This window comes from Streptomyces sp. NPDC052012 (genome assembly GCF_040689265.1).
GTDB lineage: Bacteria > Actinomycetota > Actinomycetes > Streptomycetales > Streptomycetaceae > Streptomyces.
The window spans coordinates 171,699-196,118 of the sequence record NZ_JBFAXA010000006.1; the positions used below are offsets into that span (position 1 = coordinate 171,699).

23 protein-coding genes, 7 tRNA genes and 1 pseudogene are annotated in these 24,420 nt (G+C 70.5%); 10 read left to right on the top strand and 21 right to left on the bottom strand.

Annotation, left to right across the window (positions count from 1 at the left end):
- The first annotated feature begins 117 nt into the window (after positions 1 to 117).
- Positions 118 to 1,773: a hypothetical protein gene (locus AB0412_RS14090; protein WP_366402821.1), complete on the top strand. Its 1,656-nt coding sequence runs from the start codon at positions 118 to 120 to the stop codon at positions 1,771 to 1,773.
- Between the two features lie 129 nt (positions 1,774 to 1,902).
- Here the strand turns inward: AB0412_RS14090 and AB0412_RS14095 are convergent, their stop codons facing one another.
- The 4 genes from AB0412_RS14095 to AB0412_RS14110 all read right to left on the bottom strand — a co-directional run bounded on the left by AB0412_RS14095 (position 1,903) and on the right by AB0412_RS14110 (position 6,595).
- Positions 1,903 to 2,451 carry an HIT domain-containing protein gene (locus AB0412_RS14095; protein ID WP_366402822.1) on the bottom strand — a complete coding sequence of 183 codons (549 nt, stop codon included), beginning with the start codon at positions 2,449 to 2,451 and terminating at the stop codon, positions 1,903 to 1,905.
- Positions 2,452 to 2,533: 82 nt separating this feature from the next.
- Complete coding sequence (gene thrS, locus AB0412_RS14100) at positions 2,534 to 4,510, bottom strand: threonine--tRNA ligase (RefSeq protein WP_366402823.1); 1,977 nt, start codon at positions 4,508 to 4,510, stop codon at positions 2,534 to 2,536.
- Positions 4,511 to 4,601: 91 nt separating this feature from the next.
- Positions 4,602 to 6,032: a hypothetical protein gene (locus tag AB0412_RS14105; protein WP_366402824.1), complete on the bottom strand. Its 1,431-nt coding sequence runs from the start codon at positions 6,030 to 6,032 to the stop codon at positions 4,602 to 4,604.
- Positions 6,029 to 6,595, bottom strand: a complete 567-nt coding sequence (locus AB0412_RS14110; RefSeq protein WP_366402825.1) for a DUF4365 domain-containing protein — start codon at positions 6,593 to 6,595, stop codon at positions 6,029 to 6,031. The genes AB0412_RS14105 and AB0412_RS14110 overlap by 4 nt, the downstream gene beginning before the upstream one ends.
- 169 nt (positions 6,596 to 6,764) lie before the next feature.
- Here AB0412_RS14110 and AB0412_RS14115 point away from each other — a divergent pair, with 169 nt between their 5' ends.
- Positions 6,765 to 7,490 carry a 3'-5' exonuclease gene (locus AB0412_RS14115; protein ID WP_366402826.1) on the top strand — a complete coding sequence of 242 codons (726 nt, stop codon included), beginning with the start codon at positions 6,765 to 6,767 and terminating at the stop codon, positions 7,488 to 7,490.
- Positions 7,491 to 7,556: 66 nt separating this feature from the next.
- On the opposite strand, the gene AB0412_RS14120 is transcribed toward AB0412_RS14115, so the two are convergent.
- The 9 genes from AB0412_RS14120 to AB0412_RS14160 form a co-directional block, all read right to left on the bottom strand.
- A tRNA-Val gene (locus AB0412_RS14120) sits at positions 7,557 to 7,628 on the bottom strand.
- A 39-nt stretch (positions 7,629 to 7,667) separates the two neighbouring features.
- Complete coding sequence (locus AB0412_RS14125; RefSeq protein WP_366402827.1) at positions 7,668 to 8,117, bottom strand: SRPBCC family protein; 450 nt, start codon at positions 8,115 to 8,117, stop codon at positions 7,668 to 7,670.
- A 37-nt stretch (positions 8,118 to 8,154) separates the two neighbouring features.
- Positions 8,155 to 10,890, bottom strand: a complete 2,736-nt coding sequence (locus tag AB0412_RS14130) for a Tat pathway signal sequence domain protein (protein WP_366402828.1) — start codon at positions 10,888 to 10,890, stop codon at positions 8,155 to 8,157.
- 96 nt (positions 10,891 to 10,986) lie between these two features.
- The gene (locus AB0412_RS14135) at positions 10,987 to 11,586 is read right to left on the bottom strand and encodes a hypothetical protein (protein ID WP_366402829.1); all 600 of its coding nucleotides are present in this window, start codon (positions 11,584 to 11,586) and stop codon (positions 10,987 to 10,989) included.
- A 10-nt stretch (positions 11,587 to 11,596) separates the two neighbouring features.
- Positions 11,597 to 12,472: a carbohydrate ABC transporter permease gene (locus AB0412_RS14140; protein ID WP_366402830.1), complete on the bottom strand. Its 876-nt coding sequence runs from the start codon at positions 12,470 to 12,472 to the stop codon at positions 11,597 to 11,599.
- Positions 12,469 to 13,425, bottom strand: a complete 957-nt coding sequence (locus AB0412_RS14145) for a sugar ABC transporter permease (RefSeq protein WP_366402831.1) — start codon at positions 13,423 to 13,425, stop codon at positions 12,469 to 12,471. Before AB0412_RS14145 ends, AB0412_RS14140 begins: the two co-directional genes overlap by 4 nt.
- Before the next feature lie 14 nt (positions 13,426 to 13,439).
- The gene (locus AB0412_RS14150; RefSeq protein WP_366402832.1) at positions 13,440 to 14,729 is read right to left on the bottom strand and encodes an extracellular solute-binding protein; all 1,290 of its coding nucleotides are present in this window, start codon (positions 14,727 to 14,729) and stop codon (positions 13,440 to 13,442) included.
- Positions 14,730 to 15,154: 425 nt separating this feature from the next.
- Positions 15,155 to 15,226 (bottom strand) — tRNA-Val (locus tag AB0412_RS14155).
- 79 nt (positions 15,227 to 15,305) lie between these two features.
- Complete coding sequence (locus tag AB0412_RS14160; protein ID WP_366402833.1) at positions 15,306 to 15,764, bottom strand: TIGR02611 family protein; 459 nt, start codon at positions 15,762 to 15,764, stop codon at positions 15,306 to 15,308.
- 191 nt (positions 15,765 to 15,955) lie between these two features.
- Here AB0412_RS14160 and AB0412_RS14165 point away from each other — a divergent pair, with 191 nt between their 5' ends.
- Together AB0412_RS14165 and AB0412_RS14170 are read left to right on the top strand one after the other, a co-directional pair.
- Positions 15,956 to 16,369 carry an SsgA family sporulation/cell division regulator gene (locus tag AB0412_RS14165; RefSeq protein WP_167990618.1) on the top strand — a complete coding sequence of 138 codons (414 nt, stop codon included), beginning with the start codon at positions 15,956 to 15,958 and terminating at the stop codon, positions 16,367 to 16,369.
- A 295-nt stretch (positions 16,370 to 16,664) separates the two neighbouring features.
- Positions 16,665 to 17,225, top strand: coding sequence for a CGNR zinc finger domain-containing protein (locus AB0412_RS14170; RefSeq protein ID WP_366402834.1), 561 nt, complete (start codon positions 16,665 to 16,667; stop codon positions 17,223 to 17,225).
- Positions 17,226 to 17,318: 93 nt separating this feature from the next.
- Here AB0412_RS14170 and AB0412_RS14175 read toward each other — a convergent pair whose 3' ends face one another.
- Positions 17,319 to 17,471 (bottom strand): hypothetical protein, encoded by a 153-nt coding sequence (locus AB0412_RS14175; RefSeq protein WP_167990614.1) that lies wholly within the window; start codon positions 17,469 to 17,471, stop codon positions 17,319 to 17,321.
- A gap of 199 nt (positions 17,472 to 17,670) precedes the next feature.
- A complete protein-coding gene (locus AB0412_RS14180) occupies positions 17,671 to 18,114 on the bottom strand; it encodes a hypothetical protein (RefSeq protein ID WP_366402835.1) in 444 nt (147 codons plus the stop codon).
- A gap of 219 nt (positions 18,115 to 18,333) precedes the next feature.
- Between AB0412_RS14180 and AB0412_RS14185 the strand changes: the two genes are divergently transcribed.
- Positions 18,334 to 18,852 carry a DsbA family protein gene (locus AB0412_RS14185; protein ID WP_366402836.1) on the top strand — a complete coding sequence of 173 codons (519 nt, stop codon included), beginning with the start codon at positions 18,334 to 18,336 and terminating at the stop codon, positions 18,850 to 18,852.
- A gap of 17 nt (positions 18,853 to 18,869) precedes the next feature.
- Here the strand turns inward: AB0412_RS14185 and AB0412_RS14190 are convergent, their stop codons facing one another.
- From AB0412_RS14190 to AB0412_RS14200, 3 genes are read right to left on the bottom strand one after another with little or no spacing between them, the layout of a single operon-like run.
- Positions 18,870 to 19,694, bottom strand: coding sequence for a GNAT family N-acetyltransferase (locus AB0412_RS14190; protein ID WP_366402837.1), 825 nt, complete (start codon positions 19,692 to 19,694; stop codon positions 18,870 to 18,872).
- Positions 19,695 to 19,743: 49 nt separating this feature from the next.
- Positions 19,744 to 20,565 carry an aminodeoxychorismate lyase gene (locus AB0412_RS14195; protein ID WP_366402838.1) on the bottom strand — a complete coding sequence of 274 codons (822 nt, stop codon included), beginning with the start codon at positions 20,563 to 20,565 and terminating at the stop codon, positions 19,744 to 19,746.
- Positions 20,562 to 21,614 (bottom strand): chorismate-binding protein, encoded by a 1,053-nt coding sequence (locus AB0412_RS14200; protein ID WP_366402839.1) that lies wholly within the window; start codon positions 21,612 to 21,614, stop codon positions 20,562 to 20,564. Before AB0412_RS14200 ends, AB0412_RS14195 begins: the two co-directional genes overlap by 4 nt.
- A gap of 132 nt (positions 21,615 to 21,746) precedes the next feature.
- On the opposite strand from AB0412_RS14200, the gene AB0412_RS14205 reads away from it, so the two are divergent.
- The 5 genes from AB0412_RS14205 to AB0412_RS14225 all read left to right on the top strand — a co-directional run bounded on the left by AB0412_RS14205 (position 21,747) and on the right by AB0412_RS14225 (position 22,213).
- Positions 21,747 to 21,819: transfer RNA gene (locus AB0412_RS14205), tRNA-Gly, on the top strand.
- 40 nt (positions 21,820 to 21,859) lie between these two features.
- Positions 21,860 to 21,933 (top strand) — tRNA-Cys (locus AB0412_RS14210).
- A gap of 1 nt (position 21,934) precedes the next feature.
- Positions 21,935 to 22,006, top strand: a tRNA-Val gene (locus AB0412_RS14215).
- 19 nt (positions 22,007 to 22,025) lie between these two features.
- Positions 22,026 to 22,097: transfer RNA gene (locus tag AB0412_RS14220), tRNA-Val, on the top strand.
- Between the two features lie 44 nt (positions 22,098 to 22,141).
- Positions 22,142 to 22,213: transfer RNA gene (locus AB0412_RS14225), tRNA-Val, on the top strand.
- Positions 22,214 to 22,263: 50 nt separating this feature from the next.
- On the opposite strand, the gene AB0412_RS14230 is transcribed toward AB0412_RS14225, so the two are convergent.
- The 3 genes and pseudogenes from AB0412_RS14230 to AB0412_RS14240 form a co-directional block, all read right to left on the bottom strand.
- Entirely contained in the window at positions 22,264 to 22,548 is a 285-nt protein-coding gene (locus AB0412_RS14230) for a zf-TFIIB domain-containing protein (RefSeq protein ID WP_366402840.1), read from the bottom strand.
- An 80-nt stretch (positions 22,549 to 22,628) separates the two neighbouring features.
- A pseudogene (locus AB0412_RS14235) lies at positions 22,629 to 23,548 on the bottom strand (aminoglycoside phosphotransferase family protein).
- A gap of 580 nt (positions 23,549 to 24,128) precedes the next feature.
- Entirely contained in the window at positions 24,129 to 24,308 is a 180-nt protein-coding gene (locus AB0412_RS14240; RefSeq protein WP_366402841.1) for a hypothetical protein, read from the bottom strand.
- Positions 24,309 to 24,420 lie beyond the last annotated feature (112 nt).

Genomic DNA, 24,420 nt, shown 5'->3' on the forward strand with positions numbered 1-24,420 from the left:
CCGTCCGCAGACGGATGCCGGTGGCTGCGGATACGCTGAGGACCTGATCAACAGGTGTGCGCAGCAAGGAAGTCGGGAAGGCCGCAAGACGAGTGGTCGCGGCGATCGGGGGCGGGAATGACCGTTGACGGCGGTTACGCGGAGTTCTTCGGTCCGCAGGTGCCGCGCACGGGCGACGAGGGGCAGACGCCGACGTTCGCGCTGGCCTCGGCGGCCTACCGGGACAACGAGGCGAAGGACATCCTCGAAGCGAACAGCGAGTGGCACAAGTCGGAGGTCAGCGCGCCGAAGATCGCGCTGTTCCGGCCGAACCTCGGCGAGGCGTTCTCCCGGGCCGTCATCGACCGCATGCTCGGCGCGGAGCGCAAGCCGCTCATCCAGTCCTTCGGCACCCAGCCCCAGGTGGTCGTGGAGCACGCGCTCGCCGCCCACCGCATCCGCAGGGAGCGGGACAACTGGCTGACCGCCGTGATGGTGCTGTGCGGGCTGCTGTTCCTGCCGGGACTGCTGGTGTGGCTGCTGGTGTTCCAGATCCGCACCACCGTCGCCAGGCGGGACGACAAGCGGGCCGGGGCGCTCGCCACCACTCTGCTCGTCGCGGTGGGCGCCCTCGCGGTGCTGTTCCTGATCCGCATGCCGTTCGGCGGGTTCTGGGGGTGGTACGCGCGGGCGGCGGTCGTCGCCCCGGTCGTGGGCTGGTTCTGGGCCAAGCAGATCTGCGAGCGCACCGCGCGTGACCTGCGCGAGCGATGGGAAGGGCTGCTGTCCGGCACCAGTGTCGGCGCCAAGGTGCCCGAGGCGGTGCCGAGCAGCCCCGGCGAGAAGGCGGCCGAGCAGCTGCGCCAGTCCCTGGCCCGGCTCAGCGCCGAGCAGCAGTCCAACTCGGTGTTCTACGCCGGGCCCAAGGGCATACTCGGCATGGGCACGCGCTGGGGCAGCTGGCAGCTGGCCGAGGATCTGGTGCAGGCCGACCCGGACCGGGAGATCCACCCCTTCCGCAGCTGGGACGTGATCAAGTCCATCCAGGACAGGCTGCGCATGCTGGAGCGCGGTCCGCTGAACACGGGCGGCTTCCCCAAGCCGTCGATACAGCACTGGATCGTCACCCCGATCGCCGAGAACGCCACGGCGGTGTCCCGGCCTGAGGGCACGGACGTCGAGGCGTACCGGGTCAAGACGCACGCGATACAGGACATCTGCAACAAGCAGCAGTTCGGCGCGGGCGACCGGCACTATCTGGGCGTGCAGTGGACGCTGTGGGACGGCCAGCTGGTCATCACCATGCTGATCACGGTGACGGTGCTGCACGAGACGCTGCGCATCGAGGTCACCGGACACGCGCTGGGGCCGGTGCACTCGCTGTTCACCACCAAGCCGGCGGCCAAGGAGAAGGAGGTCCAGAAGTCGATCAAGTTCTGGGAGACCCGCAAGGTGAAGCTCCCGCTGGTCGACACGGACGAGGTGGTACGCCTCACCGCGCGAGCCCCGCTGACCTGGTATCCCCCGCTGCTGAACTGGCTCGGCGGCACGCTGACGCTGCCGGAGCCGTTCGGTCTGCGGCACGCGTGGGCGGACAAGCCGTGGCGGCACCGGTTCATGGCCGACGACGCGCTGCGGGCGGCCACGCCGGTGCTGCGGGTGGTGCACGCGGCCGCGATCAAGGTGCTGGAGGAGAACGGCGTGGACACCGAGAAGTTCGGTGCGCGGTCGTCGTTCCTGAGCACGGCGGTCCAGGACGCGGCACCGAGGAAGGCGGACGTGTACGACGCGTAGGCCTCCGGCGGTTGAGCCGTGCGTGGGGGTGGCCGTCCCTGGGGGCTGCGCCCCCAGACCCCCATCGGCCTGAACGGCCTCGTCCTCAAACGCCGGACGGGCTGGATATGGCTGATCCCCGCTGCAGGATCATCCCGTCGGCCAGGCCTCCGCCAGCATCTTCCGGGTGTCGGCCAGAAGCTGCGGCAGCACCTTCGTGTGGCCCACCACCGGCATGAAGTTCGTGTCGCCGCCCCACCGCGGGACGACATGCTGGTGCAGGTGCGCCGCGATGCCCGCGCCCGCCACCGTGCCCTGGTTCATGCCGATGTTGAATCCGTGCGCCCCGGAGGCGTTCCGCAGCGCGGTCATCGCCTGCTTGGTCAGCTCGGCGAGCTCCGCCGTCTCCTGCGGCGTGAGCTCGGTGTAGTCGGCGACGTGCCGGTACGGCACGGTCATGAGGTGGCCGCCGGTGTAGGGGTACAGGTTGAGCACCGCGTACACCTGCTCGCCGCGCCGGAGGATCAGCCCGTCCTCGTCGGACTTGGCCGGGATGGAGCAGAAGGGGCAGCCGTCGTCGGCACCCGGGCCGGTCGGCTTGTTCTCACCCTGGATGTAGGCCATCCGGTGGGGCGTCCACAGACGCTGGAACGCGTCCTGCGTCCCCACTCCCAACTGCTGCTCCGGCTCACTCGTCATGCGTGCAGCATATGGCGTTGCCGCACACCCGAGGAAAAGGCCCCCGGGATCGCTCCCGGGGGCCCTGCCGTGCTGCGCGGCCTCAGACCTGCGCCCGCTCCTCGACGACCTTCACGATCTTCGCGATGGCCTCGTCGACGGGGATGCCGTTCTCCTGGGAGCCGTCGCGGTAGCGGAAGGAGACGGCACCGTTGGCCATGTCCTCGTCGCCGGCGATGACCATGAAGGGCACCTTCTGCTTCTGGGCGTTGCGGATCTTCTTCTGCATGCGGTCCGAGGAGGAGTCCACCTCGACCCGCAGCCCCTGCTTCCTCGCCTGCGCGGCGAACTTCTCCAGGTACTCGACGTGCGCGTCGCCGATCGGGATGCCGAGTGCCTGGACGGGCGCGAGCCAGGCCGGGAAGGCGCCCGCGTAGTGCTCCAGGAGCACCGCGAAGAACCGCTCGATGCTGCCGAACAGGGCGCGGTGGATCATCACCGGGCGGGTCTTGGAGCCGTCCGCGGCGGTGTACTCCAGGTTGAAGCGCTCCGGCAGGTTGAAGTCGAGCTGGATGGTCGACATCTGCCAGGTGCGGCCGATCGCGTCCTTGGCCTGGACGGAGATCTTCGGGCCGTAGAAGGCGGCGCCGCCCGGGTCCGGGACCAGCGGCAGGCCCTGCTTCTCGGCGACCTGCCGCAGCGTCTCGGTGGCCTCGTCCCAGGCCTCGTCCGTGCCGACGAACTTCTCCGGGTCCTTGGTGGACAGCTCCAGGTAGAAGTCGGTCAGGCCGTAGTCGCGCAGCAGGTTCAGGACGAAGGTGAGGGTCTTGTCGAGCTCCTCGGACATCTGCTCGCGGGTGCAGTAGATGTGCGCGTCGTCCTGGGTGAAGCCGCGGGCCCGGGTCAGGCCGTGCACGACACCCGACTTCTCGTACCGGTACACGGTCCCGAACTCGAAGAGGCGCAGCGGCAGTTCGCGGTACGAACGCCCCCGTGCGTCGAAGATCAGGTTGTGCATCGGGCAGTTCATGGGCTTGAGGTAGTAGTCCACGCCCTCGTCGAGCTGCATGGGCGGGTACATGCCGTCGGCGTACCAGTCCAGGTGGCCCGAGGTCTCGAAGAGCTTCCCCTTCGTCGCGTGCGGGGTGTAGACGAACTCGTAGCCCTCCTCCTCGTGGCGGCGCCGCGAGTAGTCCTCCATGACCCGGCGGACGATGCCGCCCTTGGGGTGGAAGACGGCGAGGCCGGAGCCGATCTGCTCCGGGATGGAGAACAGGTCCAGCTCGTGGCCCAGCTTGCGGTGGTCGCGCTTCTCCGCCTCGGCGAGGAAGTCCAGGTGGGCCTTGAGCTCGTCCTTGGTCGGCCAGGCGGTGCCGTAGATGCGCTGCAGCATGGGGTTCTTCTCGCTGCCGCGCCAGTAGGCACCGGCGTTGCGCATCAGCTTGAACGCCGGGATGTGGCGGGTGGAGGGCAGGTGGGGGCCTCGGCAGAGGTCCTTCCAGCACAGCTCGCCGGTCTTGGCGTCCAGGTTGTCGTAGATCGTCAGCTCGCCGGCGCCGACCTCGACGTCCGCGCCGTCGTCATGGGACGCCGAACCCTTGAGGCCGATCAGCTCCAGCTTGTACGGCTCGTCGGCGAGCTCCTCGCGGGCGGCCTCGTCGGTGACCACGCGGCGGGAGAAGCGCTGGCCGCGCTTCTGGATCTCCTGCATCTTCTTCTCGATGGCCTTGAGGTCATCGGGATGGAAGGGCTTCTCGACGTCGAAGTCGTAGTAGAAGCCGTCCTTGACGGGCGGGCCGATGCCCAGCTTGGCCTCGGGGAACAGCTCCTGCACGGCCTGGGCCATGACGTGCGCGGTGGAGTGGCGCAGGATGTTCAGGCCGTCCTCGGAGGAGATCTCGACGCCCTCGACGGTCTCGCCGTCCTTGACCTCGTAGGAGAGGTCCTTGAGCTCACCGGCCACGCGCGCGGCGATGATCGAGCGCTCGCCGGCGAAGAGCTCGGCGGCCGTAGTGCCCGTCGTCACCACGCGTTCTTCCCGCTCGGAATCGCGTTGGATGATCACACGGACGTCTGACACCGGTCTCTCCTGACTGAAGGTGGGTTAGCGGCGCCATACCGGAGCGCGCGCGAGACCCGATCGTACCGACCCGGGGCCCGCCTGGGCGAAATCATTCCTCGCCGTCGGGCTCACACGCCTCGCCGAAGAAGGCCGCGGCCTCGGCGTTCTCCTGGATCGCCTTCATCAGGCGGTCGCGTTCGGCGTCGTCGACCTGGACCGGTGTGAGGTCGGCCACCTCGGTCAGGCGCCGGAAGCCGCCGCGGCTCTCCAGGCGCCCGCTCACCCGTACCGGCAGCCCGACGAGGTGCGCGTGCCCGGCGGTGCGGTAGTCGTCCTCGCCGAGGGTGATCCGGACGTGGCCGAGGTCGGCCCCGGCGAGCACCCGCAGCCGGACGGTGCCCTCGCCGCGCGGCCCCGACCTGCGCATCCGCACCACGGTGCCGGTGATCCGCACCGGTACGGAGGGCTCCTCGCGCTGGTAGCGGATGCCGGCCTCGCGCAGCACGGGCAGGTCTCCGGGTGAGAACTCGACGGGTTCGGGGCGGGCCGCACAGCCGTCGGGTACGCCCGCCGCCGGGGCCCAGGCGACGGCGATCCGGGCGCCCTCGGAGCCGCGGACCAGCGCCACGAGCGCCTCGGTGAGTTCATGGCTGACGCCCGCTTCGACGGCGGTGTCGAAGGCGTCCATGCCGCCGGTGGCGCGCCGGTAGTCGATGGCCTCGCGGGTGGCGTACAGCGCCTGGTGGAGGCGTACGGCGAGGGGGCGGCCGGTGGTGACGGGCAGGAAGGCGGTGATCCGGCGTCCGCCGGGGGCGGGGCCGGTCAGGACGGCGTCCAGGGCGGCGAGGGCGGAGCGGCGGTGCCGGGCGCCGTGGTAGCCCGCTCGGGCGCGAGTGGCGAGGGCGGCGGCGAGCAGGGTGCGGCGGGCGGCGAAGCGCAGCCGTTCCTCCGCGGTCCAGGCGGCGGCGCCCGCGGGTCCGTCCGGGATGTCGCGCCACCAGCGGATCTCGTCGCTGGGCACGGCGAGGGAGACCAGCACCTCGCGGGCGCTGTCGAGTCCGCTGCGGGTCAGGGCGAGCAGGGCCTCGGCGATCAGGTCCTCGCTGTCGGGGAAGGAGCGGCTCTCCGGCACGAGCAGGCTGGTACCGCTGCCCGGCCCGGGCGGCGTCCAGCGTCCGTACCGGCCGGCGGCCCCGCCGCGCCGCGTCCATCCGTGCCGCCGCAGCAGTGCCTGCAGTACGGCGGGGTCGACCTCGGCGGCGTCGGGCAGCCCCCCGTCCCACGCGGTGTCCGGGAGCGCGCCGTCCCCGGGCTGTGCGGGCGTGCCGCTCCCTGCCGTGCCCGCGTCTTCGGCGGCCCGCCCGCTCCGGCCGGCGATCTGGGGCCCGGACGGCTGCCACCTCCACCCGGTCTCCCCGGCCTCGGCGGATCGCTCGTCCGGTTCGGTCCGCTCGGGTCCGGCCGGGCCGGCGCCCCACGCACCCTCGGTGGGGTGGGGGCGTACCGGCCGCATCGGCTCGTCGGTCGGGCGGTGCGTCATGGTTTCCCTCCCGTTCCGACCCGGGTCATGATCTCGCACAGCGCCCGGTCGTCGAAGATGCGTGAGGTGGGGATCCGCACGGTGGTGCGCTGCCGGCCGGTGAGCGGGTGTCCGGCGAGGTTGGTCCAGTAGCAGCAGTGCCGCAGGTCGAGCCGGTCGTGGCTGGCGCGCAGCCAGTCGTCCTGGGAGCGCGGGACGAGCATCACGACGAGGATCTTGTGCACGGAGACCGGTGTGCGGGCGAGCTTGGCGAGGTGCGCGTTGTCGAGCGTGAAGGAGAAGGAGCGGCCCGGCGGGTCGGGCGCGACCTGGTAGGTCGCCTTGAGCTGCACCTTGATGGTGACCTCGTCGTCGACGGTGTGCCCGGGTGCGCTGTGACTGACGTGCCAGTCGATGCCGTTGTCCGGGAACGGCTGGGACAGCGAACAGCCCGCGGCGGCGGCGACGGCGTGCAGATAGCCGACCTGCAGGGTCTCCATGCAGGCGGTGGTGGCGAGAGAGCCGCGAGACGGTGCCGTGCGCTCGGGCAGCAGCCCGCCCCGTTCGGGCTGCGCAATGGCCATGACCGAACAGCCTTCCAGAACAAGTGAATCCCCGCTTCGGGCCGCTGAACTGCAAAGACCCTTAACCCTGTTGTCTCCTTCCGGCGTACGGCGCAAACAGCCCGGGTATCACCGGAGCGGGCAGCGGACGGTGCGTCAACTGCCGATGGTGAACGAGGGGTTGTTGGGTATGACGTGCTGGTACGAGGGGCCGCTGGCCGCCTTTGACACGGAGACGACGGGCGTCGACGTCGAGACCGACCGGATCGTGTCGGCCGCCGTCGTCGTCCAGGACGCGCCGGGCGCCCGGCCGCGAGTGAACCGCTGGCTGGTGAACCCGGGTGTACCGGTGCCGGCCGCGGCCACGGAGGTGCACGGACTGACGGAGGAGCACCTGCAGCGCAACGGCCGCTGGCCCGCTCCGGTGATGTACGAGATAGCGGAGACGCTGGCCGAGCAGGCGGGTGTGGGTCGGCCGCTGGTGGTGATGAACGCGCCGTTCGATCTCACGCTGCTGGACCGGGAGTTGCGCCGGCACCGCGCCTCGTCGCTGCACCGCTGGTTCGAGCGGACACCGCTGCTGGTGCTGGATCCGCGGGTGCTGGACAAGCACCTGGACCGCTACCGCAAGGGCCGGCGCACGCTGACCGACCTGTGCGCGCACTACGGCGTCAGCCTGGAGGAGGCGCACGACGCGGCGGCGGACGCGGTGGCGGCGCTGGAGGTCACGCGGGCGGTGGGGCGCCGGTTCGCGTCCCGGCTGGAGCGGCTCTCCCCCGGCGAGCTGCACACCCTGCAGGCGGTGTGGCACGCGGCACAGGCCCGGGGCCTGCAGGCGTGGTTCGCGCGCACCGGCACGGAGGAGGCGGTGGACCCGGCCTGGCCCCTGCGCCCGGATCTTCCGGCGGCGGCGTGAGGTGCTGCGCGGACACCGGGCGGACACAACAAAGCCGGTCCGTCTGCGACGGACCGGCTTTCCCGGTGGGCGATACTGGGTTCGAACCAGTGACCTCTTCGGTGTGAACGAAGCGCTCTCCCACTGAGCTAATCGCCCGGGAACGCACTGAACAATACAGGTCCGGGCACGCTTCCTTCAAACCGCTTCCAGGTGGGCCGCCAGTCCACGCCGGCCGGCCCGCATCATCAGGGCGTGGTTGATCCGGAAGGCGGGCCGGGCCGGCACGGCCAGCCGCCGCAGCAGCGGCTTGCGCACGTCCACCTCCTGCTCGTAGTGGGCGAGGCTGCCGCCGGGTCCGAGCCGGGTGACGGTCCAGCGGGCCCAGCCGTCGATGTCCCCGGACAGGCCCACCTCCAGGATTCCCTTCTCCGGATCGCGCCGCCCCTCGTGCAGGGTGGCCCGCAGATCGAAGGGGAGCAGGGAGCGGATCCGTACGATCCCGCTGCCGGCGTCGAGCCGGACGACCTCGCGGACCTGCGGCCACCACCGGGGGTAGTCCTCGATCCGCTCCAGGACGCGGTAGACCACCGGGACGGGCGCGGACAGGGTCCACAGACTGCGGAAGCGGTAATGGTTCCAGTCCATGGACGGAGTGTGCCCGCCCGCGCCCGGTGTGTGCGCGTTACGGCATCCGGTCTCCGAGAAGGGCCAGGTTCTCGATGGCGGCGAGGCCGTAGAGGGCGGTGTCGTTGGTGGACACCCAGGTGGCCTCGCTGCCCGCGACCAGGGCGGTCGGTCCGCTCACCTTCTCGGTCCTCCAGGGCGCGGACTCCTTGTAGCCGTCGGAGTTGTAGAACTTCTCCCAGGCCCGCTCGGCCAGCTTGTCGTCGCCGGTCTTCACGGCGGCGTAGGCATCGAGGCGGGAGTGGCCCTGGAAGAGGATCAGGCTGCCGAAGTTGCTGCCGTAGCGGGCTGCCTGTTCGGCCTTGGTGGCGTTGAAGTAGCGGCAGTAGTCGAAGTAGGCCTCGTTGAACTCCGGCATGTCGACGAGGTCGATCAGCTCGGCGCACAGTTCGTTGAGGCCGAACACGGCGGACAGGTGGGAGACGCCGACGACGGGCTTGTCGGCGACGGCGAACTTCCCGGTGTCGAGGTCGTACAGGCCGGTGCCCTGGACGAAGCCGTTGGGCTGGGCGGCGATGGTCTCCATGGTGGACAGCACGCGCGCCTTGGCCTTCTCCCACTTGGGGCCCTTGCGCTCCCACTCGGTGAGCCACGCCGACACCAGGCCGCTCCAGTCGGTGCCGAAGCCGATCGACAGGGCGTGCCGGTCGGGGGTGTACGGCTCGGTGCGGATCTTGCGGATGGGGTCGAGGACGAGGAAGGTCTCGTCGGAGTCGACGTTGGCGTGCATCAGGTCGCCGACGCGTTCGTCGGCGGTGAGGAAGTAGTAGTAGCGGCGGTAGGTGGTGTTGGCGATGCGCTGCTGCTTGGCGCTGTCGGCGAAGTGCTGCACGCCGTGCCGGGTGCCGAGTCCGGCCCACTTGCCGAGGTGGTAGACGTCGACCTCGCCGGTGTGCCGGGTCATGGCCTCGGCGAAGCGGAAGATGTCGGCGCGGCCGCTTCTGAGGTACGCGTACCAGAGCCACAGGTCGGGTGAGAGCTCGGAGTTGTCCCAGGCGTAGCCGCCGACGTCGTAGCGCCACTGGTGCCGCACGGTGTCGTAGGTGTGCATGATGTCGCCGTAGTCCCAGAAGCCGTACCAGCGGCGCATCTCCACCTGGTCCTTGTAGTAGGTGAAGAGGAAGTCGAGGTGGTCCTCGATCTTCGCCTTGGCCGGAGTGGAGCGGTCGGGCTCGGCGAACAGGCCCTTGCCGAAGACGCCGGCCCTGATGAGCTGCTTCGGCGGCGCGGCGAGCTGCGGCGGGACGCGGACGGCCTCGACCTGTTCGGCGAGGGTGTCGGCGCTCGGTGTCGACTCGTTGGCCCAGAACAGCAGTTCGGAGGTGCGGGCGATGCCGTACGGGGTGCCGAAGCCGGGTTCGTAGTCCTCGTAGGTGATGTTGAGGCCCTCGAGCTGTTCGGGGTAGGTGTCCTGGCCCATGCCGTCGTGGTAGAAGCGCAGGTCCATGGGCTGGGCCTCAGGTGACCAGAGCCAGAGGGTGACCTCGGCGGCGTCGGTGTGGGCGCCGCGGATGTCGAGCTGTGCGGGGAACTTCTCCCAGAACTCGCGCAGGCCGAAGGAGAGCCCGCCGCTGACGCCGCCGACGTAGCCGAAGCCGGAGGCGCGCCGGCCGCCGCCGGCGGGGATCCAGCCGTAGCCCTTCTTCGTGCGCTTGCGCAGGGCGAAGCCGTCGGCGGAGAGCTGGGAGAGGGTGTAGTCGCCCCATTCGGGGATGTACTGGAGGCGGGTGGTGACCCGCTGGTCCCAGGTCGAGGGGTCGGGCAGCTTCCTGCCCGCGAACTGGGCCTCCTGCACGGCGATCCCGGGATCGCGGCGCAGTCCGGTGATGCCTTTGACGGCCTCGCGGAGCATGCCGGTGCCCTCGCCGCCGATGCGGATGTGGCGGTCGTAGGACTCGTCGCGCAGGGGGACGGTGAAGCGGACGCCCAGGCCGCGGATGAAGTCGCCGCTCGCCTTGCCCGCTTCCTGCGTGCCGTCGTAGGTGAGGGTGTGCACCATCCGGAAGGAGTCGGCGCCCGCGTAGAAGTAGAGGCGGACGGAGAACGGCAGCCAGCTGCGGCTGCCCTTGCGGTGCTTGCCGTCGATGCGGACGACGGCGCGGACCGGGCCCTCCTGTTCGACGGTGACCTCCGAGACGGCGCCGTCGAAGCGTTCGGTCCTGACGGTGGTCTGGTCGCCGTCCTCGAACTCGGGCTGGCGCAGCAGGACGAGGCGGCCGTCGCGGGCGATCTCGGTGGAGCCGCGGGTGACCGACTTGACGATCGTGGCGCCCGACTTGGCGATCTTCGCGGTGATGACGCCGGTCGATATGTCGATGGTGCCGCCGCTCTTGTCGACGGTGACCTTCTTCTCCGGGGCGGCCGGTGTGCCCGTGGTGAGGGTGAGCTTGCCGGAGCCGGAGCTCACCGCGTGGGCGGTCCACTTCAGGGAGCCGTCGGGCCAGTACGCGAGGGGCCAGGTCTGGACGGGGACGGGCTTGCCGTCGGCGTCGGTGAGGGCGAAGGTCTGGTCCTCCTGGAGGGCGCCCTTGGGCCAGGGCACGCCGACGGTGGAGCCGGGGGCGGCGCCGAGGCCGCCGTCCTCCAGCCAGTCGAGGGTCACCGGGTCGGCGTCGGCCGCCTCGGCTCCGGGCGCGGCGGCGGCGTCCTGGGCGCCGAGGGCCCAGCTGAACTGGGCGGCGGCTCCGGCGACGGCGGCCGCCTTGAGGAGGGACCTGCGGGGGATGGGGGACATGGCCTTTCCTTCCGTGCGGGATGCAGGGGTATGTCAAGGGCATGACAGGCGGGGGCGCGACGCCGAGGCGCCGGCCTTGGGGTGGGGCACTGCTGGTCAGCCGCGCCGGTGACGGTTCTCCACGGCGACGGCCGCCGCCGCGACGGCCCCCAGGACGGGGACCGCCAGCGGGGCCACGATCCAGGCGGACAGGGCCACGACAGCCAGACCGCAGACGATCAGGAACGACCCGGCGGGATCGAGCATGGTCCGCCGCGCGGCGTCCGGGAGCAGCGCCCGCCAGGATGCGCCGGGCGCCCAGGCGGCGGCCGCCCGCAGCAGGGTCACGGCGGTTCCGATCAGCGCGAAGACACCGACGGCCCCGACGAGCGGCCCACCGGGCAGCCCGGCCCGCGCGGCGAGGACGTCCACCCAGACCGCGCCGGCCGCCGCCCACCCGGCGAGCCCGACGACCCACCCGCCGCGCACGGCCGTACGGAAGTCGGCCGCGAACTCCCGCAGGCCACCGCCCTCGTGGGCCGTACGACGCCGCAGGTGCCGGGCGCCGGCGGCGAAGGCCGCGGGGTAGGTGACGATCCCGAGACAGGCCACGGCGATCCACACGCCGGTGAGCAGGCACTCGGCGAAGACCGCGAAGCGCTCGCCGAACACGGACTCCTTGCGCGGGGGGCGGGCCTTCACGCGTGCTTGCGCCATGGTGACCGCCTCAGCCCTTCAGCCCGGACGTCGCCATGCCGTCGATGAGATAGCGCTGGAAGGCCATGAAGAAGGCGATGACCGGCACCAGCGCCACCAGCGACATCGCGATCATGCTGCCGTAGTTGGCGATGCCCTCCTGGTCGCGGAACATCATCAGGCCGAGCGAGACGGTGTACTTCTCCGGGGTGTTGAGGTAGATCAACGGCCCCATGAAGTCGTTCCAGGCGTTGATGAAGGTGAAGATCGCGCTGGTGATGATCGCGGGCCGGCTCAGCGGCAGCACGATCGACCAGTAGGTGCGCAGATGCCCGCAGCCGTCGAGCTTGGCGGCCTCGTCCAGCTCCTTGGGGAGCCCGCGCATGAACTGCACCATCAGGAACACGAAGAACGCTTCCGTGGCGAGGAACTTGCCCGCGACGAGCGGCACCAGGGTGTCGGTCAGCTCCAGGTTGCGGAAGAGCACGTACTGCGGGATGAGCAGCACGTGGTACGGCAGCAGCAGCGTGCCGATCATCAGCGTGAACAGCAGGTTCCGCCCGGCGAACCGGATCTTGGCGAAGGCGTACGCGGTCAGTGAGCTGGACAGCACGACCCCGACCACGGCCAGGACCGCGTACACCAGCGAGTTCCAGAAGAAGCTGCTGATGGCGATGCCGGAGATGCCGTCGGCGAGCCCGGAGAAGTTCGCCCAGACCGGCTCGGCGGGCAGCAGGTCGAGGCTGGCGATGATGTCCTTGCTCGGCTTGAACGAGGCGCCGACCACCCAGATCACGGGGTACAGGACGACCGCGAGGACGACGAGCGCGCCCAGGTGCCAGGCGATCGATCCGAAGCGCCGGCGCTCGTTCGCCGCGGTCAGGGCAGGACTGGTGGTCGTGGTCACTTGGCGGCCTCCTCGTAGTGCACCCACTTCTTCTGCGACCAGAACAGGACCGCCGTGACGAGCGCCACCGCGATCACCAGCGTCCAGGCCATCGCGGAGGCGAAGCCCATCTGGGCCTCCTTGAAGCCCTTCTGGTAGAGGTAACAGGTGTAGACGAGCGTGGCGTCGGCGGGCCCGCACCGGGTGTCGGAGACGACATAGGCGGAGCCGAACACCTGGAACGCGTGGATGGACTCCAGCAGCACGTTGAAGAACAGCACCGGGGAGATCATCGGCAGCGTGATGTTCCAGAACCGCCTGAGCGGACCGGCCCCGTCCACCTCGGCCGCCTCGTACAACTCCTGCGGGACCTGCTTGAGACCGGCCAGGAAGATGACCATGGGCGCGCCGAACTGCCAGATGCTCAGGGCCACCAGGGCGTAGATGACGTAGTCCGGGTTGCCGATCCAGCCGCCCACGTCGAGACCGAAGATCTTCTGCGTACGGTCCACGATCGCGTCGTCCGAGAACAGCGCCCGCCAGACGAAGCCGACGGAGACGCTGGCGCCGATGAGCGAGGGCATGTAGAACGCGGCCCGGTACAGGCCCTGCCCGCGGCGCTTCTGCGCGAGCAGCAGCGCGACGCCGAGCGCGAGCAGCAGCTTCAGGGGCGTCGCCACGACGACGTACTTCAGCGTGACCTCGACCGACTTCTGCCAGCGTGGGTCCTGGAACATCGTCGTGAAGTTGTCCAGCCCCACCCACCGGGGCGGCGTGAACAGGTTGTAGCTGGTGAACGCGTAGTACAGCGACGCGATCATCGGCCCCGCCGTGAGCAGCAGGAATCCCGCGATCCACGGCGACATGAAGAGGTAGCCGGCGAGGTTCTCGCGGCGCCGCCCGCGCCGCCCGGCGACGGGCGCGGCGGGCCGCTTCCCTGCCGGGCGCGCGGGCGCTTCCTTGACGAGCGTCATGGTGGTACGTCCCCTCAGCCCGCGAACGCGGCCTTGGCCTCGCTGAACAGTGCCTTGGCGGCATCGGCCGGCTTGGTCTTGCCCTGGGCGACTTCACCGCCGATGCGCAGGAACGCCGCCTCGATGACGTCGGCGCCGGACGGATGCGGGGTGATCTTCCCGAGGACGCCGGCGGCGGCGACCTCCTCCTCGTACACCTTGACGCCCTTGTTGGTGTCGTCGGCGGGTGTGAACGCCTCGTACTGCTCGGTGGTGGCGAGGATGCCGCGGTCGTAGCCCATGATCTTGCCGACCTCCGGGTCGTGCACCATGAAGTCGATGAACTGGGCGACTTCCTCGGGGTGCTTGGTCCCGGAGAAGGCGCTGAGCATCAGAGAACCGAGGTACTGGCCGGTCTGCTTTCCGTCCATGGTGGGGATCGGCGCGAGCCCGTAGTCGGACTCGCCCTCGCCCTCGTAGCGGATGGAGAAGTTGTCCCAGGTGAACTCGGACGCCGCGAGGCCCGCCGAGAGAGCGGACTTGGGCTTGACCTGTTCGACCTTCTTCGGGTCGGCGACGAGTCCGGACCGTACGCGCTTGTAGCCGTCCTCCCACCACTGCGTCAGATCGTCCTCGGTGAAACCGAGGTCGCTCTCGGTGAAGAACGCCTTTCCGTTCTGACGCAGATACAGGTCGTAGAGGTACATGATGCTGAAGTAGCCGGTGTCCCCGGCGATCCTCAGCTTGTCCTGGATCGTCTGCAGCGCGTCGAAATACTCGTCCCAGGTCCAGCCCATCTTCGCCTCGACGCCCGCCTTCTCGAAGGCCTTGAGGTCGATGACGAGCGCCATGGTGTTGGCGCCGACGGGTATGGCGATCTGCTTGCCGTCGACCTGACCGTTCGCCAGAACCCCGTTGCGGAAGTTCTCCAGGCTCAGATTCCCGGCGTCCGCCTGCGTCTTGAGGTCCAGCAGAACACCGCGTTCGTCGTACTTGCGCAGGAAGCCGACCGCATTCTGGAAAACGTCCGGCGGATTACGGCCGGAGGCCTGGGTCTGGAACTTCTCCCAGAACGCCTCGTAGTCGGTGAATTCAGGCTTGATCTTGATCTTCGGGAACTTCTTCTCGAAGAGCGCGATCGTTTTCTTGATGGCGATGGTGCGCGGCTCGCCACCCCACCACGCGTAACGGAGCGTCACCTTCCCGTCTCCGGAACCGGTGCCGCCACCGCACGCCGTGGCCGCGGCCCCCAGGCCCGCGACGGCCAGCGAGGCCCCCGCCGCTTTGAGGATCGTCCGCCTCTCCACGTTCTTGTCGTGCTGCATAAGAGCCTCCCGCGACGCTCGCGTCCGCCTCGTGAATCGTTTCAAGTAAGCGCTTGCTGGCACAAGTTACGGAGGGCCTACGGGCACGTCAATGATTCGGACAGGAATTGATGGCGGCCGGGGGTCCGGTGGCGGCGGGGCCCGTAGGGGCACCGACGGCGAGGAACGACAAGAACGCGCAGGTCGGAGTGCTGTGAACGAGGGATCGAACGCCGCCGAGTCCACTCGGGCGCGCGGCACGGAAGGTCACGGTTGGGTGAAGACGGGCGGAAGCGGAACGCTTCTGCTGTCGCCCGGGGACGACCGGCGGGCGGCTGGACGTGCACGGCGGACGGAGGCGGTGAGGGGCCACCGGGCCCGACGCGCGGGGCGCTACGACACAGCGGCCCGGCTCACCGCTGGTGAGCCGGGCCGCTGTGATCCGGTGGGCGATACTGGGTTCGAACCAGTGACCTCTTCGGTGTGAACGAAGCGCTCTCCCACTGAGCTAATCGCCCGGACGCAGAAAGAACATTACCCCATGTCAGGGGGTGCCCGTGACCAGCGAGGGCCGGGCGGCCCGGCCCCCGCCGCGGCTCACTGGTCCTTGATCTTCCAGGGCATCACGAGGCCGAACTTGTACAGGTAGATCCCGGCCAGCACGGCCACGACGACCAGTCCGATCGAGGTCAGGATGATGTTCCGGCGCCGCACCTTGGGGTCGAGGGCGCGCTGCGCCGCCTCGGTGACCTTGCGCTTGGTCCAGCGCAGCACCAGCTGGGCCCAGACGAACTCGGTCGCCCAGATCGCCATGCCGCCGAAGATCACCACCCAGCCGGGCCCCGGCAACGGCAGCATGATGATGCCGGCGACGACCACCGCGAGGCCGACGATGAAGACGCCGACCTGCCAGCTCAGGTGCAGGGCGCGGCGCGCCTTGATGAACTGCGGCGCGCGGGAGCCGAGCGCCCGCTCACGCTCGTCCACCGTCTCGTCCGTCCCCGTCCGGTCCGCAGCCACGGCCGCCTCGCCGTGCTTGTTACTCCCCGTGTTCATACGGCCAAACACTACCGGAGCGAATCGCGTCACCGGAATGGGCGCACCGCCCGAACGATCTCTCGGCCGGAAGAGTTACATAAACGCACGCAAAACACTCAGAGGGGTTTACAACGGCACCGTAGGTGGCATGTCGATTTCGCCGACGTGCGAATCCCCGAGCGCACACTGAGCGAAAGGCCCTGGCGCTTATGAACACCACGGTCAGCTGCGAGCTGCACCTGCGCCTCGTTGTGTCGAGCGAGTCCTCCCTGCCTGTCCCCGCAGGCCTGCGGTACGACACGGCCGACCCCTACGCCGTGCACGCCACCTTCCACACCGGAGCCGAGGAGACCGTCGAGTGGGTGTTCGCCCGCGACCTCCTCGCCGAGGGACTTCACCGCCCCACCGGCACCGGCGACGTCCGCGTCTGGCCGTCGCGCAGTCATGGTCAGAGCGTCGTCTGCATCGCCCTGAGCTCTCCGGAGGGTGAGGCCCTGCTCGAGGCCCCGGCGCGGGCCCTGGAGTCCTTCCTGAAGCGCACCGACGCCGCCGTGCCCCCAGGCACGGAACACCGGCACTTCGATCTCGACCAGGAGCTCTCGCACATCCTGGCGGAAAGCTAGGCGAGGCTCACGAAGCCGCCCGGCGCCGTCGACTCGGGGAGACGGCTCGGGCCCGAACAGCCGCATGCGGCACACGACGGCGCCGACGCCGCGGACTTCCGCGACCGGCGCCGTTGTGTTGCGTACGTGTGGTGACGGAGGGTGAGCAGAAGCGGGGCCGGGGAACGACGGCGTGGGTTCGGGCGTTGTATTCGAAGCCATGTGCGGGCCGGAGGCGGTGCGGTGCTCGTCGGAGCCACTACCATCGGCCAGCATCGGCGGGCGCCCGCCCGACCCCCAGGCCAGGGAGCGAATCGTGCTGATCACCCACGACACCCGGTGTGCGCTGGACACCGTGGTGGATCTGGTGAACACCGCGCCGGAGGACGAGTCGGCGCCGGACGGGCTGCCGGACGTCGCGGCTCTCGAGCTCTTCGTGCAGAAGCACGAAGTCAGTGAGGTCGGTGTACTGACGGAGTTCGACCTGTCGGCGGTGCGCAGGATCCGTTCGCGTTTCGCCGCCGTCTTCGCCGCTCCGGACGCCCGCACCGCCGCCGGGCTGATCAACGAACTGATCGCGGCTGCCGGTACGACCCCCCGGCTCACGGACCACGACGGCTACGACTGGCACGTGCACTACTTCGCACCCGGCGCCTCGGTCGCCGACCATCTGGCCGCCGACTGCGGGATGGCGCTGGCGTTCTTCGTCGTCGCGGGAGAGCAGGAGCGGCTGCGCCGCTGCGAGGCACCGGACTGCCGGCACGCCTTCGTCGACCTCTCCCGCAACCGCTCACGCCGCTACTGCGACAGCCGCACCTGCGGCAACCGCCTGCATGTCGCCGCGTACCGCGCCCGGCGGAAGGAAGCGGCGGGCTGACCGGGCACTGACCGAGCACTCAGCGGACCGCCGCGTACCGCCCTCCCTGCCGGCGCGGTCCCGACGGGTGACGCCGGGTACCGCGGGTACGGCTCACAGCCACAGCAGGTCGTGCAGGGCAGCCGTGAGCAGCAGACACCCGATCACCGCAAGGAAGATCATCAGCGGTGGCTGGGATAGGGCGAAGAGGCATCCGCGCGGCTCGTCCTGAGGCGGCGCGGCATCGCTGTGTGTCGTGTCCAGCATCTCGCCGCGATGATGACGCATCGGGCGCCCGCGTGGCGATCAACACTCTCGGAGTGAACGCCGGTTCGCCGATTCCGTGATCCAGGGGTCGCGTTGTGATCGCTTCCGGACGATCCGCGATCCTCTGTGACGTTTCAGTCGCTCCCGGCGTCCGGGCCGATCCACAGGACGATCACCCGTGGCTCCGCTCGCCCCACCCTCATATGCCGTGCTTCTTGAGGATGGCCTCGATGTCGCTGAAGTCGTCGTCGCCCCCGGACGCGGCCTTGGCCTTGGGCCGGGTCGCGGGACGGGAGCCGGAGGCGAGGGAGGGCGCCGAGGCAGCCGGGGCGACGGCGCCGGGCTCGGTCGCAGCCCGAGCCGCCTTGCGCTCCTTGCGGGTGCCGCCGCGCCGGCGCTCCACCGCACGCGTGGTCATGAAGATCACCCAGGACAGCCCCAGCACTCCGAAGCCCGCCCACGCCGTCGGACTGAACGCGGTGTCGGCCAGCCACTCGACGACGCCGGTCATGACGAGGCCGACCGGGATGAGCGCATAGGCGGCGATGCGGGCGGCGGCCAGGAAGCGTTTGCGGTAGGCGGTGACCGCCGCGATGCCCAGGCCCGCCGCGGACACGGCGGAGCAGACGGTCTCGGCAATCATCCGGTCCTCCAGGCAGGGTCGGTCACAGTGGGCGCTTCGTCCCTTCCATCCTGCACCTGCCGGACCCCGCACGGCCATGCTCCGGCCCCACATCAGGGAGATCTCCGGGTCGCCTCCTCCGCAGGTGCCGGTGCGGACGTACGACCCGGAACCCTCGGCGCACGGCCTCCGGCCAGGTCCGATTGGATGGTCCCGGGGCACGGCTGGGAGACTGTGGCCATGAGTGACCCCTCCTCCGCCCCCGCCGCACCCGTACTGGACTTCTGGTGCGAACTGCAGTGTCCGGACTGCCACAGCGCCCTCGACGATCTGCGCGCCCTGCGCGCCCGCTACGGCGACCGTCTGGACGTGCGGCTGCGCCACTTCCCGCTGGAGAAGCACAAGCACGCCTTCGCCGCCGCGCAGGCCGCCGAGGAGGCGCTGGAGCAGGGACAGGGCTGGGCGTATGCCGAGGCCGTGCTCGGGCGGGTCGAGGAGCTGGAACGCAAGGGAGAACCCTTCCTGGTCGAGATCGCCCGGGAACTCGGTCTGGACGCGGAGGAGTTCGACACCGCGCTGATCGACGGGCGGCACATCCTCGTCGTGGACGCGGACCAGGCCGAGGGCAAGGCGATCGGGGTGACCGGCACCCCGACGTATGTCATCGGCGGGGAGCGCCTGGACGGCGGCAAGAGCCAGGAGGGCCTGCGCGAGCGCATCGAGCAGATCGCGGACCGCCTGCTGGCCGAGCGGGCCTGATCGCCCCGTCCCCTCCCCTACAGCAGGTGCTTGTACATCGCGTACAGAGTCGTCCGGTAGCCGAGTGACTCATAGAGCCGCTCGGCCGGGGTGTTGCCCGCGAAGACGTTGAGGCCGAGGGTCCGCTGGCCGGCCGCGATGGACTGCGCCTCGGCGAGCAGCATGAGGGAGCGTCCGTGGCCCCGGCCGCGGTGGGCGGGGTCGGTCTCGACGTCGAAGACGAAAGCCTGCTCCCCGCGCACCGCGAGCCACAGGGCGCCCACGGCCGCGCCCTCGTGCTCGAGGACACTGAAGAGCATCCCCTCGGTGTCGCGCCCCTCGGGCAGCAGGGCGGCGTGGTCCTTCTCGGCCTTGGCGCGCGCCTCGGCCTCCGGCACGCCCCGCTCGATCCACTCGCGCGCGTAGTCCTCCTGACCCTTGGCCAGCCAGGGCCGGAACTCCTCCTCGGTCATCGCCCGGCCCCGGCTGCCCTCCGGCAGGGCGGGCGGGGTGTCGCCGAGCGTCTTCTCCATGCCGCGGTTGCGCACGACGTAGCCGAGCGCCGTGGCGAGCCGGAAGGCAGGCCCGGCGTCGGCGGGGACCGTCGCCTCGATACGGCGGCAGCCCCAGCCGCGTACGACCTCCTCGGCGGCGAGCGCGGCCACGGTGCCCCGGCCGCGCCGGCGGTCCGGTTCCTCGATGCGCAGGCTCATGATCCGGGCGACGGCGGCACCGAAGACGGGATGCGTACCCAGGTGGATCGTGCCGACGGGGCGGCTGTTGACGCACACCTGGTAGCGGCGCGAGCGCGTGCCGTCGGGGTTCTGCTGAAGCGGCTCGGCCGGCCGCAGGGTCGTGGTCATCACGGGAGTTCTACCCGCTGCCGCCCTTTCGATCAGCCGATTATCGGGCTCACGGGTCGAGGTCGGCCGCCGAGTGCTCGTCGAAGATCCGCATGGCCTTCGCCGTCACCGGGCCCGGAGCGCCGGGCAGTTCGCGGTCGTCGACGCGGTGCACGGCCTGCACGTCGCGCAGGGTGGAGGTGAGGAAGACCTCCTCGGCCCGCTGAAGGACGTCCAGCGGCAGGTCGGTCTCCTTGGCGCCGGTCCACTCGACGGTCAGGGCGCGGGTGATGCCCGCGAGACAGCCTGAGGCGAGCGGCGGGGTGTGGATCTCGCCGTCGAGGACGACGAAGACGTTCGACCCGGTGCCCTCGCAGAGCTGTCCGACCGTGTTGCCGAACAGCGCCTCGGAGGCGCCCTGTTCGCGGGCGCGGGCGAGGGCGACGACGTTCTCGGCGTAGGAGGTGGTCTTCAGGCCGGTCAGCGCGCCGCGTTCGTTGCGGGTCCAGGGCACGGTGATCACGGCCGTGGAGTCGGGGCGGCGGCTGGTCTCGCCCAGCGCCACCACCAGCGTCGGCCCGTGCTCGCCACGGTCCGAACCCAGCGGTCCGTGGCCGCCGGTGTAGGTGATGCGCAGCCTGCCGAGCGGCATGGGGTTGGCGTCCAGCACGGCGGCGCAGGCCCGGCGGACCTCGTCGAGGTCGGGGTCGGGCAGGCCGAGGCCGCGGGCGGAGCGGGTGAGCCGGTCGAGATGCCGGGTGAGCGCGAACGGCCGGCCGCCTGCGGCCTTGACCGTCTCGAAGATGCCGTCGCCCACGGTCAGTCCGTGGTCGAAGACGGAGACGCGGGCGGACTCGATGTCCTGCAGCCCGCCGTCGAGCCAGATCTTCACTCTTGGATCCCTTCACTCACCTCGTACGTGCCCGACGCTACCGCGAGCAGCCGGGACGCCTTCAGTTCGGTCTCCCGCCACTCCCCCTCGGGGTCGGAACCCCAGGTGATCCCGGCGCCGGTGCCGAACCGCAGCAGGGCGCCGCCGCCCGCCTCCCGGTCGATCCAGAAGGTACGGATGCCCACCGCCAGCTCGCCGGTGCCCCGGTCCGCGTCGACCCAGCCGATGCCGCCGCAGTACGGTCCGCGGGGCGCCGTCTCCAGCTCGCGGATGATCCGCAGGGCGCTCGACTTGGGCGCGCCGGTGACGGAGCCGGGCGGGAAGGCGGCGTCGAGCAGCTCGGGCCAGCCCGCCCCGTTGCGGAGTTCCCCCCGCACGGTCGACACCAGATGCACGAGCCCGGGGTGCTTCTCGACGGCGCACAGGTCGGGCACCGTGACGCTGCCGGTGGCGCAGACCCGGCCGATGTCATTGCGCACGAGGTCCACGATCATCACGTTCTCGGCGTAGTCCTTCTCCAGGAGGTCCGCCTCGGTGCGTCCGGTGCCCTTGATCGGCCCGGACTCCACGATCCGCCCGCCGCGGCGCAGAAACAGCTCGGGCGAGGCGGTGGCGATCTCCACACCGTGCCCCGGCAGGCGAATCGTTCCCGCATACGGCGCCGGATTGCCGCGGGCGAGCAGCGCGGTCAGGGCGTCCACGTCGGCACCGTCCGGAACGGGCGCGGACAGCACCCGGCACAGATTCGCCTGATACACCTCACCGCCCGCTATGTACGCGCGGATCCGCCGCACCCCCGCCGTGTACCCGGAGCGATCCAGCGACGACGTCCAGTCACCGACGGCGGGCCCTCGCCAGCCACCCGGCACCGGCGCGGGCACCGGCTGTTCTCTCACGTCACGGAAGCGTGCGCAGGTCAGACGGCCCTCGAAGTCCGCGCAGACGGCCCAGAAACCGCGGGAATCCAGGGCCGCCGGGTCGTCGGTGACGTCGAGGAGGCCGGTGGCGACGCGGTTGCCGAAACGGGCGAGAGGTGGCAGGTCGAGCACGTCACGAGTCTATGGCGGGCGCTCGTACGGCGACGCAGGGCAGCACGCTGCACAAACGCGTTTTTGTACTGGCCCCGGAATCCGCTAGAGTTCAACTCGTCGCCGGGACGCGCAAGCCGACCGAAACGACAGGCGGACGTAGCTCAGTTGGTAGAGCGCAACCTTGCCAAGGTTGAGGTCGCGAGTTCGAGCCTCGTCGTCCGCTCGCAGGAACAAAGGGGATCCACCCGATCCCCTACACTCCTGGTGGAGTGGCCGAGAGGCGAGGCAACGGCCTGCAAAGCCGTCTACACGGGTTCAAATCCCGTCTCCACCTCCAAGGACGATTAGCTCAGCGGGAGAGCGCTTCCCTGACACGGAAGAGGTCACTGGTTCAATCCCAGTATCGTCCACTGGATCTTCGGATCCCCAGCGCGATTAGCTCAGCGGGAGAGCGCTTCCCTGACACGGAAGAGGTCACTGGTTCAATCCCAGTATCGCGCACGCAGTGCCCATGATCGACTCCATTGAGTGTTCATGGTTCCCGAGGACGATTAGCTCAGCGGGAGAGCGCTTCCCTGACACGGAAGAGGTCACTGGTTCAATCCCAGTATCGTCCACATCACACCGGAACCCCCGGCCGTCGTATCGGCCGGGGGTTCGGTCGTCCTCAGGACGAGAACAGCATGTGCCCGAAGCTCTTGTGCCGGCGGTGGCCGTAGTGAGCGCCGTGCGGGGCGCCCCAGGCGGGAGCCTGCGGGGCGGCGGGATACGCCTGGGGAGCGGCGGGCGGGGCGGCGGGCGGCGCGGGCTGGGACCACTGGGCCTCCAGCCGGGTCAGCGACTCCAGCTCGCCGTAGTCGAGGAAGATGCCTCGGCATCCGCTGCACTGCTCGATCTGAACGCCGTTGCGGTTGTAGGTGTGCATCGGCGCACGACACTTCGGACACTGCATGATCGGTTCAACTCCTCGCCGGTCGGTCCTGCATCGGGTATCGCCAGGACAGACTCTGTCCGGCTCCGGTCGGTTGCACCCTACTTCGCCCGGCCGTGCGTCAACTGTGCGGGGAGCGAGGCCATTCGCGCACAGGCGTCCACGACACAGGTCTCCACGTCGTCCAGGCTCCGCCCGTCCGCTAGCGCCTTGGCGAGCATGCGGGCGGCGGCTGCACGGTGAGGGCACGGGCCGGGACGTCGAGGGCGGGCCAGGGATCACCGTCCGCCGGGACGGTGGGACCGCCGGCGGCCCGGTAGGCACCCAGGAACCTTCCCCACTCGTCACTCGCGAGCAGCCCGCACGCGAACCAGGCCGCGGGGCGCGCGAGATCCCAGGCTGGGTTGCCGGCCCCCAGATCATCGACGTCTATCAGCCGCCAGCCCGTGGCGCCGGGGAGGCGTACGAGCTGGCCGAGGTGAAGATCCCCGTGGCACAGGGTGCCGGTCTCCGGGGAGGGTGCCTCGCCCCGGGCCCAGGCGGGCAGGGTCGCCCACGCCCGCCCTATGGGGCCGACGGCGGGATGCCCACCGGCGTCGGCGCGCAGCCGCGCCACGGCGCGGGCGGCCTTGAGTGGGCCGCGCATGACGGGCAGGTCCGTGGTGACAGGGGTGCGGTGCAGGAGGGCGAGCAGGGTGGCGACGGCTTCCCAGGGAGCGGCGTCGGGGTCGCCCGGGTCGACGGGACTGCCGTGGGGCCAGAAGCTGACGAGCCGGCCGTGCAGGCGGACCGGTGTCCGGGCGAGCGGGGTCACGAAGACGTCCGTCAGCCGGGCGGCGGTGTCGATACGGGTCTTCAGCTCGCCGGGGTCGGTGTCCGGGGCATGCGCCTTCGCGACGGTGTCACCGTGCCGGACGACGACTCCGTCGGACCGGTCGGCGAGGGTGGCTTCGCCGCAGGGGCAGACCGAGCGAGCCTCGTGGGCGACGGCGGCGGCACGGACGGCGAGGCCGAGAAGCAGCGGTTGAGGTGACGACACGGGGCTCCCTGGGGTGCGGGTCTGCCAGGGGAGGCTACGTGGGACTGCACCCGGCCGGGCACCCGGTACCGGTGCCGCCCGGGGGCGGGTATCGCTCGCCCGCGCTTGCGGGGTGCCGTTGCGCCCACCCTCCCCCACTCTCGGCTTCGCTCGAGCGGGGGGACCCCCATCGCCCCAGCGGCACGACTGCCCGCAGCTACGCAGGTAGCCGCCCGCGGCGGGGAGGGGACGGGGCGGTGGTGTCCGCCCGCAGCGGCTGGCGCGTCCGCACCCCGCACCTTGCGAGCGACCGATTTCGCGCCAGACCGAGGACGGACACCACCGCCCCGGCCCCGACTCACCCACCACCCGTAGGCGCTACGCGCACCCCCACCGAAGCCGCACAGGCGCCGCAGGCATGGCCACCCGGCACCCCCCACGGCCCGCACCCGGGCGCAGAGCAATGCCGGCGCAGCTCCCCAGCTGCGCCGGCATTTTTGCCGTCCGCCGCACCCCCGTCCCCACGGGGTTTCATGGGTGGATGTCCCCGCCCGGACCGCTCTTCCGGGCCTGGGGTCGCCGCTCAGCGCCCCAGCATCTCGCCCACGGACGACGCCTGTGTGGTCACCGTCTCCCACCCGTCGAAGACGAGGAGGAGCAGGACCGCCAGGGGAAGGGCCATCAGCGTCGCCACCACGGGGTGGCGCTGTCCCGTGCGCCGCGCCCGCATGCGGATCAGTGTCCGCGGTGCCGTGTGGGCCATGGTCCCTCTCCTGACCGTTTCTGTTGTCGCTCTCGGTGTGGTTGGCAGCGGCGGGCGTCTGACCTCGGGGGACGAGTGCTGCACCCGCCGCTTGACCTCAAATCTAGGCGCC